The 15529-nt window shown below is 64.9% G+C and carries 15 protein-coding genes, 1 tRNA gene and 1 pseudogene; 8 read left to right on the top strand and 9 right to left on the bottom strand.

Annotation, left to right across the window (positions count from 1 at the left end; genetic code table 11):
• Positions 1–257: 257 nt before the first annotated feature.
• The 7 genes from G4O04_09905 to G4O04_09875 form a co-directional block, all read right to left on the bottom strand.
• Positions 258–330, bottom strand: a tRNA-Arg gene (locus tag G4O04_09905).
• A gap of 39 nt (positions 331–369) precedes the next feature.
• Entirely contained in the window at positions 370–1104 is a 735-nt protein-coding gene (locus G4O04_09900; protein ID HEY58827.1) for an SDR family oxidoreductase, read from the bottom strand.
• 17 nt (positions 1105–1121) lie between these two features.
• A complete protein-coding gene (locus G4O04_09895) occupies positions 1122–1310 on the bottom strand; it encodes a hypothetical protein (protein ID HEY58826.1) in 189 nt (62 codons plus the stop codon).
• A 50-nt stretch (positions 1311–1360) separates the two neighbouring features.
• The gene (locus G4O04_09890) at positions 1361–1660 is read right to left on the bottom strand and encodes a hypothetical protein (GenBank protein HEY58825.1); all 300 of its coding nucleotides are present in this window, start codon (positions 1658–1660) and stop codon (positions 1361–1363) included.
• Positions 1661–1691: 31 nt separating this feature from the next.
• The gene (locus G4O04_09885; protein HEY58824.1) at positions 1692–2474 is read right to left on the bottom strand and encodes a prolipoprotein diacylglyceryl transferase; all 783 of its coding nucleotides are present in this window, start codon (positions 2472–2474) and stop codon (positions 1692–1694) included.
• Positions 2474–3046, bottom strand: coding sequence for a TlpA family protein disulfide reductase (locus G4O04_09880; GenBank protein ID HEY58823.1), 573 nt, complete (start codon positions 3044–3046; stop codon positions 2474–2476). Before G4O04_09880 ends, G4O04_09885 begins: the two co-directional genes overlap by 1 nt.
• Positions 3043–4770 carry a nucleoside kinase gene (locus G4O04_09875; GenBank protein HEY58822.1) on the bottom strand — a complete coding sequence of 576 codons (1728 nt, stop codon included), beginning with the start codon at positions 4768–4770 and terminating at the stop codon, positions 3043–3045. The genes G4O04_09880 and G4O04_09875 overlap by 4 nt, the downstream gene beginning before the upstream one ends.
• 223 nt (positions 4771–4993) lie before the next feature.
• Here G4O04_09875 and plsX point away from each other — a divergent pair, with 223 nt between their 5' ends.
• The 8 genes from plsX to G4O04_09835 all read left to right on the top strand — a co-directional run bounded on the left by plsX (position 4994) and on the right by G4O04_09835 (position 12254).
• The gene (gene plsX, locus G4O04_09870; GenBank protein HEY58821.1) at positions 4994–5992 is read left to right on the top strand and encodes a phosphate acyltransferase PlsX; all 999 of its coding nucleotides are present in this window, start codon (positions 4994–4996) and stop codon (positions 5990–5992) included.
• A gap of 65 nt (positions 5993–6057) precedes the next feature.
• Entirely contained in the window at positions 6058–6402 is a 345-nt protein-coding gene (locus tag G4O04_09865; GenBank protein ID HEY58820.1) for a glycosyltransferase, read from the top strand.
• A 74-nt stretch (positions 6403–6476) separates the two neighbouring features.
• The gene (locus tag G4O04_09860) at positions 6477–6971 is read left to right on the top strand and encodes a hypothetical protein (GenBank protein HEY58819.1); all 495 of its coding nucleotides are present in this window, start codon (positions 6477–6479) and stop codon (positions 6969–6971) included.
• The gene (locus tag G4O04_09855) at positions 6953–7102 is read left to right on the top strand and encodes a hypothetical protein (protein HEY58818.1); all 150 of its coding nucleotides are present in this window, start codon (positions 6953–6955) and stop codon (positions 7100–7102) included. The genes G4O04_09860 and G4O04_09855 overlap by 19 nt, the downstream gene beginning before the upstream one ends.
• 199 nt (positions 7103–7301) lie before the next feature.
• A complete protein-coding gene (locus G4O04_09850; GenBank protein ID HEY58817.1) occupies positions 7302–8090 on the top strand; it encodes an SDR family NAD(P)-dependent oxidoreductase in 789 nt (262 codons plus the stop codon).
• Between the two features lie 22 nt (positions 8091–8112).
• On the top strand, positions 8113–9321 hold the full coding sequence (locus G4O04_09845) for a radical SAM protein (GenBank protein HEY58816.1): 1209 nt from the start codon (positions 8113–8115) through the stop codon (positions 9319–9321).
• A 15-nt stretch (positions 9322–9336) separates the two neighbouring features.
• On the top strand, positions 9337–10182 hold the full coding sequence (locus tag G4O04_09840) for an FHA domain-containing protein (GenBank protein ID HEY58815.1): 846 nt from the start codon (positions 9337–9339) through the stop codon (positions 10180–10182).
• A 260-nt stretch (positions 10183–10442) separates the two neighbouring features.
• Positions 10443–12254, top strand: coding sequence for an ATP-dependent metallopeptidase FtsH/Yme1/Tma family protein (locus G4O04_09835; GenBank protein ID HEY58814.1), 1812 nt, complete (start codon positions 10443–10445; stop codon positions 12252–12254).
• Between the two features lie 138 nt (positions 12255–12392).
• Here G4O04_09835 and G4O04_09830 read toward each other — a convergent pair whose 3' ends face one another.
• Together G4O04_09830 and G4O04_09825 are read right to left on the bottom strand one after the other, a co-directional pair.
• Positions 12393–14102 carry a long-chain fatty acid--CoA ligase gene (locus G4O04_09830; GenBank protein ID HEY58813.1) on the bottom strand — a complete coding sequence of 570 codons (1710 nt, stop codon included), beginning with the start codon at positions 14100–14102 and terminating at the stop codon, positions 12393–12395.
• 86 nt (positions 14103–14188) lie between these two features.
• Positions 14189–15529 (bottom strand): annotated as a pseudogene (locus G4O04_09825) (ABC-ATPase domain-containing protein).

The following is a 15529-nucleotide window of genomic DNA, read 5'->3' as shown; positions in this document are numbered from 1 at the left end:
TGCACCGCTTGGAGTGCCTTTGCGGGCCAGGTGCTGCGTCTTCCGCCAAGCCCTGCCCCCCAGGGGCGCAGAAAAACGCGCAAAACATGGCCGTTTTTTGTGCTTCCGCGTCTGATGCGCAAATGTTACGTTAGCCAACCCACGCCAATGGCAACTTAAAGGCATCCATGATACACACATGGGGGTGCAAGTAGCTCAATCAAGCCCCTGCACCCCTATATGTGGGGGGACACGCCCCCAAGATACCCATATTCAGGTGCCCCCGGCGCGACTCGAACGCGCAACCTACGGATTCGAAGTCCGGCGCTCTGTCCATTGAGCTACGGGGGCAGATGTCTTGCCGCGCCAATTATACCGCAAGGCCCCTGCTCACACCAGATGTCGCCCCCCGTCCAGATGGATGATTTCGCCAGTGATATAAGCCGGGCCGGTGAGCAAAAAGCGCAGCGTCTCGGCCACCTCGTCGGCCTTGGCCTGACGCCCTGCCGGCACATGCCTGAGCACGCCCTTGCCGCTGCCATCGGCCGGAGGCAGCACGGCGCCCAAGGCGATGCCGTTGACGGTAATCCGCGGCGCCAAGGCCAGGGCCAGCGAGCGGGTCAGCGCGGCTAAGGCCGCCTTGCTCACCGTGTAGGGCAGATGATCCGCGCCGGGGCGCAAGGCGCGCCAATCCAGAATGTTCACGATGCGCCCGTGAGCGTAGGGCGGCAGGGCACGCGCGAAGGCCTGGCTGAGAAAGAAGGGGGCTTCCAGGTTGATGTGCATGTGGCGCGCCCATGCCGCGCGGTCGGTGTGCGCCCAATCCAGCGGCTCAAAGAGGGCTGCGCTGTTCACCAGGGCAAACAGAGGCCCCTCGGCCAGGGCCTGCGCCATCAAAGCGTCCACCTGGGCAGGGTCGCCCAGGTCGGCCTGCAACACACGCGCGCGCCCTCCCGCGGCCTCCACCAGGCGCGCCGTCTCGGCGGCGGCTTCGGGGGAATGCCCGTGATGGATGAGGACCTCGGCGCCCAGCGAGGCTGCGGCCAGGCTGAGCATTCGCCCCACCCGCCGCGCGCCGCCGGTGACGAGGACCCGCTTGCCCTGGAGAGATGAAGTCTCAGTCACGTTCCGTTCTACCTCCCCTACCCTTCGGCTACGATGACGCTCAGCACATGCCGTTCCTCGACGGCCTGGCGGCCCCCCTGCGTCATGGTCAGCCCCAACACCACCGAAACCGCCGGGATCCCCAAGGCTCTGGCCACCACCCGAGCCCGCCAAGCGGCCCACTTTACATCGTGGATATCCACCACATGGGAGACTTCCGCAACCAAAACGCCCTCTTCCCCGGTTTTGAGGCGTCCTCGCACGACCACATCTCGCTTCAAAAGCCCGACATCCTGTTTGAGAACCTCCACATCCCTCTTCTCAGGACCTCCACATCTTGTTTGAGGGTCTCAACATCCTGTTTAAGGGTTTTGACATCTTGCTTGAGGGTCGTGACATCGCGCTGCAGAGGGCGAAATTCGCCCTGCACAAAGGCATCGAACTTGCGGGGCAGGTCCATCAATTCATCGGTGAGAATCGGGGGGCGCAACTCTTCGCGCCACTCGGGGCGGACACGCAGGGCCGAGACCAAATCCTGAAAGGTGCAAATTTCGAACACGTCCTTGGCAGGGGACATGGCAACTTCTCCGAGAGAGTTTCTACCACAATTATACCTCTCTTCTTTGCGCCTCTGCAGCCTCGCGGGCCCGTGCTTTCCGCTCCAAACCGGTCAACACCGCCAGGCTCACGGCCAGCACCAGCCAGGCGGCCACCTGAGCCTGCCGCAGGCCGCCCAACACCAGCACGCTATCCCCGCGCCAGGCCTCGACAAACAACCGCCACCCCGCCAGCCCGGCCACGGTGCGCCAGAACAGGGCACCGGGAACCCCGGGGGCCAGCACCCAACCCCGGCCACGGCCCCAGCCCCAGAGGTCCAGGGCCAGCAGGCCGTACCCCAAGAAGACGTACACCTGGGTTGGGTGACGCTTCACCCCGTCGGCCAGGCGGATCCCCCAGGGCAGGTTCGTCGGGAGGCCAAAGGCCGTGCCCGCGGCCAGGGAGGCCAGGGCAGAGGTCAGGGCCAGGGAAACCATTAAGGGGGCCAGGGCGTCCAGCACGGCGCCCCAGGTCAGTTGGTGCCGCTGAAGGTACGCCGCGACGAAGACGAAGACGCCTACCCCCGCCATCCAGGGGTCGAGCAGGGCCGGGTCGAGGGCCAACCAGTTTTTGAGCGTGGGAAAGGCCCCCAGATGCCCCAGGATGTACCCCAGGCGGGCCGTCACCACCCCCACGATCAGCCCCCCTACCGTGAGGTTGTCCAGATGGTTCGGTGTGAGGCCCAGGCGGGGCGCCCGGCGATCGGCCCAGGTGAGCCCCAGGTAAAGGCCCAACAGCCAGAGCAGGCCCGGGGTGCGCAGGGCCAAAGGACCAAGATGCAGCACAGGAAGCATCAGGGCACCTCCTGGATGAGCGCATCCAGACGGGCGCGCAGGGAAGCCTCGCTCAAAGGCCCGCCGACCACGATGTCGCGGATGACGCCCTGGGCATCCACGAAGAAGGTGGTCGGAAAGGCGCTGATGCGATAGGTCTGCACCACCTGACCGTCCAGATCCAGCACCACGGGCAGGGTGACGCCTATCTCGGCGAGGAAACGCCGGGCCGCCTCAGAGGAATCGCTGGCCGTGGCGTTGATGGCCAGCACGGTCACCCTTTTGGGGGCGTATTCCTGCGCCACGCGGGCCAGGGTGGGCATCTCAGCGCGGCACGGCGGGCACCAGGAGGCCCAGAAATTGAGCACCACCACCTGCCCGCGCAGGTCGCTCAGCGCCTGGGAGCCGCCCTCCAAGGTGGGCAGGATGAAATCCGGGGCCAGAAAGCCCACCTGGGGCGCGGGCACCTGCCCCTGGGTTACGGCCTGCGGGGTGGTGCGGCTTGCCCACACCCACAGGGCCGCCGCCAGCAGCAGCGCCACCCGCCCCAGCCAGAGGGGAAGGTGTCGCGTGACAGGGAAGAGGCCGCTCATACATCGCCTCGGGAAGTACGCCAAAGGGTGAAGCGCCGCAAGATGGAACCGCCGATGAATTCGCGCAATAGCGAATCGTCGGGCACCCAATCGGCCGGCGCGGGCTCGAACCACTCCAACAGGGCCAGCAAACGCTTGGCCTCGATCCACTCCGGCGTGCTGGGCGGGATTTGCAACAGCAACGGTTCGGCATACGGCTTGAGCACGGCCAGTTCATACACTAAGGCCGAGTTGAACATCACATCGGCCTCCTCTTGGAAGGGAAAGATCCAGCGTTTTTCGCCCCGCCGCACCATCTCCCAGTGGGCGATGGTCTCACGAGCGGAATACCCCCGGTCGCGGGCGTCACGCACGATGCGTCGCAGCAGACGGGTGTCGGTGGTGGAGACGCGGTTGTGGCGGTCGAGGTTGAGTTGGGTGAGGGCCGAAACATAGATGCGGAAGGTGCGCTCGCGCGGAAAGCCGGGGAGCAGGTCCGGGTTCATCCCATGGATGCCCTCAAGGATGATCAACTGGCCTGGGGCCAGTTGCACTTCTTCTCCCTCTTCTCGACGCCCCAGGCGGAAGTTGTACCGGGGCAACCGCACCCGCTCTCCCTGAATCAGGCGCTGCAAATGCGCGGCCAAAAACCGACGGTCCAGCGCGTCCACATGTTCGAAATCGTAATTCCCGTTTTCGTCGCGGGGGGTGAGTTCCCGATCCACAAAATAGTTGTCCATTTCCAGGGGAAAGGGGGAGATACCGTGGGTCAGCAGTTGCACCGCCAGCCGTTTGGAGAAGGTGGTCTTTCCGGAAGACGATGGCCCGGCGATGAGCACCACCCGCACCTCGTCGCGCCGGTCAGCAATCATCGCGGCGATCTCGGCGATGCGCTGTTCGTGCAGCGCTTCAGAAACCAGGACGATTTCCTGGAATCGGCCATCAATCACCGCGTCGTTAAGCGCCCCAACGGTGCTGATGCCCAACCGACGCAGCCAGTCGCCATACTGCTGGAAGGTCTGCAACAACTTGTTGGGCTGCTCCAGGGGCAGCACCTCCACCGGCCGATGGCGTCGGGGGTAGGAAAGCACGAACCCCGTGCTCATGGGGCGCAAAGCAAACCAGCGCAAATACCCCGTGGAAGGCACCATGTACCCATGGAGGTAGTCGCAATACTCGTCCAGGCAGTACAGGGTGAGGTAGTTCTTCTTGCGGTGGCGCAACAGGCGCACCTTGTCCTCCTGCCCGCGCTGGCGGAAGTATTCGATCCCTTCGGTCAGAGGCACTTCCCGCCGCTCGATAGGCAGATCCTTTTCGGTCAGTCCGCGCATGCGGGCTTCCAGGGCCCGCAGTTCATCCGGCGAAAGCATGTTCCGGCCATCCACGCGGCAAAAATACCCGCCGGAGACCAACGAATGATCCACCGTGAGGGCGGCCTCGGGGAACATGGAGGCGAAGGCCACCTCCAACAGGAAGACCAGCGACCGGCGGTAAATCCGGGCGCCGTCGGCGTCGGCCATGGTGATGGGACGCACCTCGGCTTCCTGCTCGATGGGGTAGGTGAGTTCCCGCAGGTAGTTGTTGACCACGGCACCCACCACCGGCGCAGGGAACGAATCGGCCACCGTCTGCAAGAAGGCTTCAATGGGCGCCCCGCGCGGCCCTTCGATGGTCCGGCCATCGGGCAGATGAACCTGCACCGTGGGGCTGGGTCGGGTGAGTCGAAAACCTTGGGTTTCGGTCATGGGCCTATCTCCGCAAAAGGGATTTTTCACCCCCGCCTTTCCTCTCCCCTCGCCTGAGATGCCATCCTTCGGAGGCGCTTCGCGCCCCGTTTCAGGGCAGGAAGAAGGGTAACGGCTATTTTATCACTACCGGCGACGGTTTGTGTTAAACTAAGGTGAGTCCCATCCCACTTGCTGTCGGGCTCCATCCCAAACCAGCCCATCACTGGCAGGAGGCAAGGCCATGCGGATTATCCTGGACGCCATGGGCAGCGATCACCATCCTGACCCGGAAGTACAGGGCGCGATTGAGGCATCACGCCGCTACGGCATCGAGGTCATCCTCGTGGGGCGCGAAGAGGAACTGCGTCCCCGCCTGGAAGCGCTGGACACCAGCGGTGCCTGCATCACCGTCGTCCACGCTCCCGAGGTGCTGGAAATGACCGACAAACCCGCCGAAACGGCGCGGCGTAAGGCCGAGAACTCCATGGCCGTGGGCATGGAGTTGCTCAAGAAAGGCGAAGGCGACGCTTTTGTCACCGCCGGGAACACCGGAGGGGCCATGGCCAACGCCCTCTTCCGCTTAGGGCGCATTCGCGGCGTCAAGCGTCCCGCCCTGACCGCCCTCTTTCCCACCCGGCGGGGCCATTGCGTGGTGCTGGATATCGGCGCCAACGCCGAGTGCAAGCCGGAGTACCTGGTACAGTTCGCCATCATGGGCTCGGTGTACGCCGAAAAGGTGCTGGGCGTCAGCAACCCCCGCGTGGGCCTGCTCTCCAACGGTGAGGAGCCCGGCAAAGGCAACGATCTGGTCAAGGCCACCTACCCCCTGCTGGCCGAAAGCGGCCTTCACTTCATCGGCAATGTAGAGGGCAAGGAACTTTTCGGCGGAGAAGTCGATGTGGTGGTCACCGACGGTTTCACCGGCAATGTGCTGCTCAAAGGCAGCGAAGCGGTGGTCAAACTGCTCATCGAAACCCTCAAAGAAGCCATGCTGAGCTCCTGGCGCACAAAAATCGGGGCCCTGCTGGCCCAACCGGCTTTCGATACGCTGAAATCCATGCTCAACCCAGATGAAATTGGGGCCGCTCCGCTGCTGGGGATCAACGGCCTGGTCCTCGTGGGCCATGGCCGCTCCGGGCCGGTGGCCATCACCAGCGCCCTGCGGGCAGCCAAGCAGGCCGTGGAAGCCGACCTGCTGAACGAATTGAAGAGCGCCATCGAAGCCCGCCTGCACGCTTAGGCACGACGCCTCCCCATCCCAGCCCAGGGAAGACGGCTGGGCCACCCTCTCCGCCGAGGATGTGCATGATCGCGACCTGGGTCACCTGGTGGCAAACCCTGGGGCTGGCCCTGCTGGCCGCCTTACTGCTCAACGGAGCCCTGAACGCCTGGGTGGCACCTTTCCTGGAAGGCATCCGCCCCTGCCGCCAGGGCCCGCTGGTGTCGGTATTGGTACCCGCGCGCAACGAAGCCCAGCGCATCACCCTCTACATCGAATCCCTGGTCGCCCAACGCTACCGCAACCTGGAAATCCTGGTGCTCGACGACGACGACGAGAGCACCGACGGCACCGGGCACCTCCTGCGCCAGTTGCAACGGCGGTACCCTCAACTCACCGTGTTGCAGGGGGGCTTGCCCCCGGTTGGCTGAGCAAGAACTGGGCCTGCCATCAACTGGCTCAGGCCGCCCACGGCGACATCCTGCTCTTCGTCGATGCCGACACCGTGTTGCATCCCGACGCCGCGGGCCTCACCGTGGCCTGGATGCACGCCACCCAGGCCGATGTACTCTCCGGCCTGCCCTACCAAGTGATGGAAACCCCGGCCGAACGGCTCAGCCTGCCCTTCATCCGCCTGGGCATGCGGGCTATTCTGCCCCACTGGCTCAACCGCTGGCTACGTCTCCCCGCCCTGGCCGTGGCCGTGGGGCAATTCCTGGCCTTTCGCCGCAGCGTCTACCGGCACATGGGCGGCTACAAGGCAGTACGGGGCGAGGTCATCGAAGATGTGGCCCTGGCCCGCCTGGCCGTGCGCCAGGGATGGCAGGTGCTCCACGCTGACCTGCGCCGCCGCGTGGCCACCCGCATGTACACTTCCTGGGCCGAAATCCGCCAGGGGTTCCTGAAAAACCTGCAGCCCTTTTTCGGTCGGCAGGTCCCCTCTTCCTTTTGGTCTGGCTGCTGTTGTGGAGCGTCTTCGTTTTGTCCTGGGTGGGCCTGACGCTCGCCCCCCTGCTGGGGGAGCCCTTCCCCGGCTTTGGGCCCCAACGCGCCTGGCTCAACATCGCCCTCTCCCTCATCCTGTGGACCCTGTTTGGCCGGGAAGACGACCACCAATGGGACACCCCCTGATCATCACCGCCTTCACTTACCTGGCCCTGCTTTCCTTTTTACCGTTACCGGCGCGGAGGGGAGAACGTGTGAAAGGACCGCATCCTGCGGGCCTGAACCTCCCCTCCAAAAGCGCTTTGCCGGATCCCTCTGGCCGCACCGCACCCACCAGACCGTGCCCGCCCGAGGAAACCTTCTCCCAGACAGGAGGAACAGACCCATGGGAACTCCGCCCGTCCTGTTGCTCACCGGCGCCTCACGGGGCCTGGGGCGCGGCATCGCCCTGGCCGCCGCCGAGTTAGGTGCCCAACTGGTGCTCAACGCCCGTTCGGAGGAAAAATTGCAGGCCGTGGCTGCCGAGGCGCACCAGCGCGGGGTGAATGTCCAGATCGTCCCCGGCGACATCGGCCAGCCGGAGACGGCCCGGCGCATGGTCGAGGCGGCCCAACGCCACTATGGCCGCATCGACGCCGTGGTGCACAACGCCGGCGTGCTGGCCCCGCTCGCCCCCGTGGCCCAGGCCGACCTGGAAGCCTGGCAGGCCAACTGGGCGGTCAACTTCTTTGGCGCGGTCAGCCTGGCACGCGCCGCCCTGCCCCTCCTGCGGGAAGCGCAAGGCCGCCTGGTGCTCATCTCCAGCGGCGCGGCGGTGCACCCTTACCCCACCTGGGGCGCCTACTGCACCGCCAAAGCCGCCCTGAACCATCTGGCCGCCGTGCTGGCCGTGGAGGAGCCCCAGGTCACCACCCTGGCCTTCCGCCCCGGCGTGGTGGATACCGATATGCAGACCTTCATCCGCGAGCAGGGCCAGCGCGTCATGCCCCCGGAACTTCACCAGCGTTTCGTCGGGTACAAAACCCAGGGGCGGCTGCATGACCCCGAGGGGGTGGGGCGCACCGTGGCCCACATCGCCCTGGCCGCGCCCCGGGAATGGAGCGGGCGCTTCATCGCCTTTTACGAAGAGCCTGCCCGCTCCTGGCTGCAGGCTCGCAGCGTCGCCGTAGCGTGACCGTCCGTAGTACAATACCTCCATGGTAAGCACCGGAACCTGGGGCGAGCGGCGGCTGGCCGTGAGCGTCAAGCCCGGCAGTTTCACCGTGGAGGTGAGTCCGCCGGGAGAAGCCGTGCAGGTGGTCAGTTACGACCACGCCGGCCGCCTCTGGTCGGTCCTCTTCGAGGGCGTGACCTACCGCCGTGCCTTGGACGGGCGCATGCTGGCTAAGTGGCGCCCCCCGGGCCAGCCCCGCCAACGGCGCTGGCTGCATCCGCCTGAAACCCACGCCATTGAGGAACGCGCCCGCCAACTGTTGCGTGACCTGGCTCAGGCGTTGCAGAACGGAGAGGCCCACCTCCACCCTCCTCTCTCGCCCCTGGGCCAACGCACCCTTCAGCGCGCACTGGCGTTCGACGCCCAGGCCGACGCTCAACGCTTTGCGCAGGTGTATCGGCCCATCGGCATCCTGCCGCCGGACCAATATCTGGCCCTGGTGCTTCAGGCGGCCGAAGGCTGCCCTTTCAATACCTGCACCTTCTGCACCTTTTACCGCGATCGGCCCTATCGGGTCAGGCGCCCCGAGGCCTTTCGCGCCCACGCCGAAGCGGTCCGCGCCTTCCTGGGTGATGGGCTTTCCATAAGGCGGGGCATCTTCCTGGGCGACGCCAACGCCCTGGTGATCCCCACCAAACGGCTGACCGCCCTGCTCACCATCGCCCACCAGGTCTTCCCCGAACCGGCCTTCGCGCCGGTGTATGCCTTCCTAGACGGCTTCAGCGGGCGTCGCAAATCTGCGGAGGATTACGCCGCTCTGGCCGCTCTAGGCCTCCGGCGGGTGTACATCGGCATGGAAAGCGGTCACGGGCCCCTGCTGCGGTTCTTGCAAAAGCCCGGCGGGCCTGAGGATGTGCTGACCACCGTGCGGGCCATCAAAGCCGGAGGAGTGGCCGTGGGGCTCATCATCTTGCTGGGGGCCGGGGGCGCCCGCTTCGCCCAGGCACACATCCGGGATACCGTGGCCCTGCTCAACGCCATGCCTCTGGAGCGGAAGGATCTGCTCTACTTCTCCGACCTGGTGGTCTCGCCGGGGATGGAGTACGCCCGGCAGGCCGCCGCCCCAGACCTCCAGCCGTTGGGCTTTGCCGACCTGCGGGCGCAAGAACAAGCCATTCGCCAGGGGCTACGCTTTCCCCCCGGGCAAGGCCCGCGTATCAGCCGTTACGACATCCGGGAATTCGTCTATTAGCAGGAGGGGACGCACATGAGTATCCATCAAAAGCCTACCGCCGCACGGATGGAATACCTCCAGCGGGTGCTGGCCTACCAAACCTCCCAGGTGTGGCGCAAGATTCCCCAGGAAGAACCCCTGCGCCAGCGGTTGGTTGAAGCGCTCATCGAGCAGACCCAATGGGAACCCACCCCGCCCATCGCCCCCACCCTGTTCGTGCTCCACCTGGGTGACCCCTGGCTGCAAGCCTTCCGCGAACAGCGTGGGCTGGCCGACGAAGTGGCCCAGGCCATCCACTGGCTCGGACAGGAGATCAAAGGGGTCTTCCCCATGCTGCCCAAAGTGGAGGTCCAGCCGGCCTCCCGCGGCAATGCGCTGGACATCCAGGCCCTGCACAGGGAGCACGAGAACCTGCGGGGGATTCCGCTGCCCCCTCCCGACATGAGCCTCCCCCGGCGGGCGTATCTGCTCATTGAAGGCACGCAGGTGTTTCCCCTGCTCAAGCCTCTGATCCACATCGGCCGCCGGCCGGACAACGATCTGGTGCTCGGCGACCCGCGGGTCTCCCGCCGGCACGCCCAACTGCGCCTGTTTCGAGGCAACTACATGCTCATCGATCTGGGCTCCACCGGGGGCACTCAAGTCAACGGAAACCCCATCCAACGGGCGGTCATCTATCCCGGGGATCGTATCTCCTTCGCCGGGGTGGAAGTCACCTATAGCCAGCGGAGCACCCGCCCCCTGAGCGGAATCCCCTCCCCAGGCCCGAAAGACACCCAGGGGAGCCAAAGCACCCTGCTCATCCGGCGCACCAAGATCACCAAAGGGTTGACGGGCCAGCCCGGGGGCAAGGAAGACGGTCAGGAAGGGCAGGCGTGATCCCCTCCCTCTTACCTTCTCTGCGCAAGGGCCAGAAAAGAGGAAAGCGCCGCGCCCTGTTGGGCGACGTTCGCAGGGGGTGAGGCGGGCTTGTCCCAGGCCCCTCAAAGGCGCTCAAAAGGTGAAATCCAACCCTCCAGGGGACATGGGTGCTGGTATAATACCCCACAGTATGCGTCAAATTTTTCAGAAAAAACGGAGGCCGTAGTGTGAAATCGCGCAATCGGACATCCAGTGCCTTGTATCTGTTTCTCTTTGCCATGATCATGTTCCTGGTCTGGTACAGTTACTCCGGCCAGGCCAGTTCCCAAACCGAGCCCCTGACCATCAATCAAGTGGCGGCGGATATCAAAAGCGGCCAGGTGACCCGCATTGTGGTGGACGACACCAAACTGACGGTGACCTACAAGAACGGTGACCGACGGGTCGCTTACATGGAGGCCACCGACACCTTAGTGCGCCAGTTGCTCGATTTGGGTGTGACGACCGAGGACCTCTCGCCCAAGAGGATGAAAATCGAGATCAAGCCCACCAGCCCCTGGGGCAACATCGCCTTTTACCTGATGAACCTGGTGCCGGTCATCTTGGTGGCAGTGATGTTCTGGTTCATCTTCCGCCAGGCGCAGGGGAGCAACAACGCGGCGCTCAACTTCGGCCGCTCACGCGCCCGGATGTTCACCGGCGACCGCCCTCTGGTCACCTTTGACGATGTGGCCGGCGTGGAAGAAGCCAAAGAAGAACTCAAAGAAGTGGTAGAGTTCCTCAAGGAACCGCAGAAATTCATCGCCCTGGGTGCCCGCATTCCCAAAGGGGTGCTACTGGTCGGGCCGCCCGGCACGGGGAAGACGCTGCTGGCCAAGGCCGTGGCTGGGGAAGCCGGGGTGCCTTTCTTTTCCATCTCCGGCTCTGAATTCGTGGAGATGTTCGTCGGCGTAGGCGCCAGCCGGGTGCGCGACCTGTTCGAGCAGGCGCGCAAGCATTCCCCCTGCATCGTGTTCGTGGACGAAATCGACGCCGTAGGCCGCCATCGGGGCGCCGGTCTGGGTGGCTCCCACGACGAACGCGAACAGACCCTCAACCAGTTGCTGGTGGAGATGGACGGCTTTGACACCGACACGAACATCATCGTCATCGCCGCCACCAACCGCCCGGACATCCTCGACCCGGCCCTGCTGCGCCCCGGTCGCTTCGACCGGCGCGTGGTGCTGGATCGCCCGGACATCCGCGGGCGGGAAGCCATTCTAAAAGTGCATGTGCGCGGCAAGCCCCTGGAGCCGGGCGTGAACCTGCGCGCCATTGCCAGCGCCACCCCGGGCTTCGTCGGCGCCGACCTGGAAAACCTGGTCAACGAGGCCGCCATCCTGGCCGCCCGGCAGGGCAAGAAAGCCATCGGCCAGGCCGAACTGGAAGAAGCCATCGAGCGCATCATCGCCGGGCCGGAGCGCAAGAGCCGCATTATCAGCCCCGAAGAAAAACGCATCATCGCCTACCACGAGGCGGGGCACGCCGTGGTCATGCACGCCCTGCCCGAAGCCGACCCGGTGCACAAGGTGTCCATCATCGCCCGCGGTTCGGCAGGGGGCTACACCCTGGCCCTACCCGAAGAGGACCGCATGCTGGTCTCCCGGCGCAAACTGTTCGCCGACATGGTGGGCCTGCTGGGCGGGCGCGCCGCCGAGGAACTGGTGTTCGACGACATCACCTCGGGCGCGGCCAACGACCTGGAGCGGGTCACCCAACTGGCCCGCACCATGGTCACCCGCTTAGGGATGAGCGAGACCCTGGGCCCGCTGGTCTATGGCAAAAAAGAAGAGTTGGTCTTCCTGGGCAAGGAAATTGCCGAGCAGCGGGACTACTCCGAGGCGGTGGCCGAGCAAATCGACGCCGAGGTGCGCCAACTGGTCAACCGGGCTTACACCGAGGCCAAGTCCATCCTGGAGAAATACCGCGACAAACTGGACGCCATCGCCCAGCGGCTGTTGGAAGTGGAAACTCTGACCCGCGAAGAATTCGAGGCCATCTTCCCGCCCCCGGTGACCAAGCGCGTCACGCCGCAGCCCAAAGCGGCCTAAACATCAAAGCACAAAGCGCGTCCCCCCTTGAGGCCGGGCAGGCATCTGCCTGGCCTCGTTGCATTCCTGCCCATGAGCAGCGAAAAAGCCCTGGCAGGAAAACCTGCCAGGGCTTGTCATGCCAGGTAAGCCGTGGGCCTATGCGTCGGCCTGCTTCTTGGATTCGGCCTCAATGTGTTGCCGAACCAACTCCCGCCGCAGGATCTTCCCCACCGTGGTCTTGGGCAACTCGTCGCGGAACTCCACATGGGTGGGCACTTTGAAGGGGGCCAGCCGTTCACGACACCATTGCTTGATTTCCTCTTCGGTGAGGGTTTCTCCCGGTTTGACCACTACCCAGGCTTTCACCGTCTCACCACGATAGGGGTCGGGGATGCCAGCCACGCCCACCTCGAGCACCTTGGGATGCTCTTTGATCACCTCTTCCACCTCGCGCGGCCAGACCTGATAACCGCCCGGCTTGATCACCTCTTTCTTGCGGTCCACGATGTAGAAGTAGCCATCCTCATCCATGTAGGCGATGTCGCCGGTGTAAAGCCAGACCTCACCGTTGCGCTGGCGGAAGGTGTTGGCCGTTTCGGTGGGCATGTTGTGGTAGCCCTTGGCCACCTGCGGCCCATGGATGATCAACTCGCCCACCTCGCCTGGGGGCAATTCGGTCTCGCCGTCGTCCAGGCTGACGATGCGGGCATCTACATCCGGCAACGGCAAACCGATGGAGCCGGTGCGGTTCTCGCCCAGCAAGGGATTGCAATGCGTGGCCGTGGGCGCCTCGGAGAGGCCGTACCCCTCGAACACCTTGCCCCCGGTCAGCGCTTCGAACTTCTCCTTGGTCTCGCGCAGCAACGGCGCCGAGCCCGAGATGCAGGCCTTGATGCTGCTGAGGTCGTACTTGCCGGCCTGGACATCGGGATTGTTGTTGATGGCGTTGTACAGCGTGGGCACGCCGGGGAAGATGGAACAACGATACTTCTCGATGCTGGTCAGAATGTCCTTCAAATTGCGAGGGTCGGGGATCATCACCAACGAGGCACCGGTGGCCAAAGCGAAGTGCATCCCGGCGACCATGCCGTACACATGGAAGAGAGGGATGGCCATGAGCACCACTTCATTGCCCTCTTCCAGGTTGGGCATCCAGTAGCGGATCTGCAAGGCGTTGGCCACCACATTTCGGTGGAGCACCACCGCCCCTTTCGAAAGGCCCGTGGTCCCTCCCGTGTACTGGAAAAGGGCCACATCCTCGGGGGTAATCTCGATTTGCGGTCGCTCCTCAGGCCAATGCTTGGCGATGAGGTCCTGCATCCACACATCATCGTCCTGCAAGATGACCCGAAAGCCGCCCTTCTTCTCTTTGGTCAAAGTGAAGAGGAAGCGCAGCACCGGCGGCAGGGTCTCCTTGAGGTTCGTCACCACCAGGCGCTTGATCTTCGTCTTGGACTGCACCTCCTTGATGCGCCGATAGAAGTTGCTCATCACCACCATGTACTCAATGCCCGCATCGTTGGCTTGGTGGATGATCTCCCGGGGCGTGTACAGCGGGTTGGTAGCTACCACCACGCCGCCGGCTTTGAGAATGGCAAAGTAAGCGATGACAAACTGCGGCGTGTTGGGCATGAACAACCCGACGCGATCGCCCTTTTTCACCCCTAACTCGACCAGCCCTGCGGCCAGGCGATCCGTCAGTTCGTTCATCTCTCGATAGGTGATCACCGCCCCCTTGAAAATGGTGCACGCCCGGTCCGGATATTTACGGGCACTTTCCTCCAAGAAATAATGGACCGGGACCTGGGGGTAGTCGATGTGACGCGGCACCCCCTCATCATAAAACTTAAACCAAGGGCGCTCCATACTTCTCCTCCATCCAAAAGGTGAATTGTGGTAGTGTAAGTATAAACGGGTCGGGGCATGAAGTCAAATTGCGCCTCGAGGGACGCTCACGCCTTCACCTGCAGCGTGCGCAGGCGGTTCAACGCGGCGGCCAACTCGGCCAGGCGAAAGGCCGCCAGGTCGCCCACGGGGTAGCGCGTGGGGCTGAGGACCTCCAACCCCTGCCGCGCCACATCCTGCAGCACGGCCTCCAAGGCCTGGCGCAGCGTGCGCTGACCGTCCAGGTAGCCGCGCTCCACGGCGTAGGCCAGGGCCAAGCCGATAGCCCGCGTCTGGTCGGCGTGCACCAACTGGGCCACGGCGCTCAGGTCGATGGTCTCGCGGCCGAACTGCATCGCCCGCACGCCGTAGGGCTTGACCGCCACCTCGCGCCTCCCCTTGGCCGGGTTCACCCCATGGGGGAGGGGCACCCTGGGGGTCACGGCGATGGTCCCCTGGGCTTCCGGCTGGCGGCCCGTGGGGTACTGCCGGGCCACCTCCCGGGCCCGGTCGGTCACCTCCTGGGGCCGGTATGCCACCATGGCGATCACCGTGTCCGCCACATCCAGGTAATCCCCGCTGCCGCCCAGGACCAGAACCGTGCTCACGCCGTGCTCGGTGTAAAGTTGCCGCACCCGGTCGATGAAGGGGGTGATGGGCTCGTGGGCCTTGGCCATCAGGGCCTGCATCCGCCGGTCGCGGATCATGAAATTGGTGGCCGCTGTGTCCTCGTCAATGAGCAGCACGCGGGCGCCCACCTCCAGGCCTCCATAATGTTGGCCGCTTGAGAAGTGGACCCCGAGGCGTTCTCGGTGAAGCGGGCCGTGTCGCGGCCCAAGGGCAGGTTGTTGATGAAGGCGCTGATGTCCACCCCGGCCACGGCGCGGCCGTCCTCGGCGCGGATTTTCACCGCCGTGGGGTCGGTGACCACCCGCTCGCGGCCCTCGCCGGGCTTGTGGTTGTACACGCCCAGGGCCAGGGCGTCGAGCAGGGTGGACTTGCCGTGGAAGCCGCCGCCCACGATCAGGGTGACGCCCTGGGGCACACCCATCCCGGTGACCGGACCGGCGTTGGGTAGGTACACAGTCACGCGCAGGCGCTCGGGGCTGCGGAAGGGGACCCCGTCGGGCAGGGGGCGGTCGTCCACGCCCGAGCGGCGGGGCAGCAGGCTGCCATCGGCCACGAAGGCCACCAGGCCCATCTCGGGCAGCCGGGCGCGCACGAAGTCGGCGTCTTCATTGATCTCGGCGTAGCGGCGGGCGGTGGTCGCGTCGAGATTGGCGTAGCGCAGGGCGCGGCGCACCACGGCGGGCAGGTCCTCGGTGAGCAGGGCGACCTCGCTATAGAACCAGGTCCGCCCGCCAGGGCCCACCACGATCGACCGCTTGTTACCGGGTAGATAAGCAGTC

It is taken from the genome of Anaerolineae bacterium, from assembly GCA_011176535.1.
Lineage (GTDB): Bacteria > Chloroflexota > Anaerolineae > Anaerolineales > DRMV01 > DUEP01.
The sequence above is the reverse complement of the archived record's forward strand: the minus strand, read 5'-3'. Positions and strand labels throughout refer to the sequence as shown.

Bases quoted from the DNA above. Each gene is read 5' to 3' on its own strand.
- G4O04_09890 (HEY58825.1), bottom strand. From the start codon at position 1,660: ATGTCCCCTGCCAAGGACGTGTTCGAAATTTGCACCTTTCAGGATTTG.
- G4O04_09885 (HEY58824.1), bottom strand. From the start codon at position 2,474: ATGCTTCCTGTGCTGCATCTTGGTCCTTTGGCCCTGCGCACCCCGGGC.
- G4O04_09880 (HEY58823.1), bottom strand. From the start codon at position 3,046: ATGAGCGGCCTCTTCCCTGTCACGCGACACCTTCCCCTCTGGCTGGGG.
- G4O04_09875 (HEY58822.1), bottom strand. From the start codon at position 4,770: ATGACCGAAACCCAAGGTTTTCGACTCACCCGACCCAGCCCCACGGTG.
- plsX (HEY58821.1), top strand. From the start codon at position 4,994: ATGCGGATTATCCTGGACGCCATGGGCAGCGATCACCATCCTGACCCG.
- G4O04_09865 (HEY58820.1), top strand. From the start codon at position 6,058: ATGATCGCGACCTGGGTCACCTGGTGGCAAACCCTGGGGCTGGCCCTG.
- G4O04_09850 (HEY58817.1), top strand. From the start codon at position 7,302: ATGGGAACTCCGCCCGTCCTGTTGCTCACCGGCGCCTCACGGGGCCTG.
- G4O04_09845 (HEY58816.1), top strand. From the start codon at position 8,113: ATGGTAAGCACCGGAACCTGGGGCGAGCGGCGGCTGGCCGTGAGCGTC.
- G4O04_09840 (HEY58815.1), top strand. From the start codon at position 9,337: ATGAGTATCCATCAAAAGCCTACCGCCGCACGGATGGAATACCTCCAG.
- G4O04_09835 (HEY58814.1), top strand. From the start codon at position 10,443: ATGATCATGTTCCTGGTCTGGTACAGTTACTCCGGCCAGGCCAGTTCC.
- G4O04_09830 (HEY58813.1), bottom strand. From the start codon at position 14,102: ATGGAGCGCCCTTGGTTTAAGTTTTATGATGAGGGGGTGCCGCGTCAC.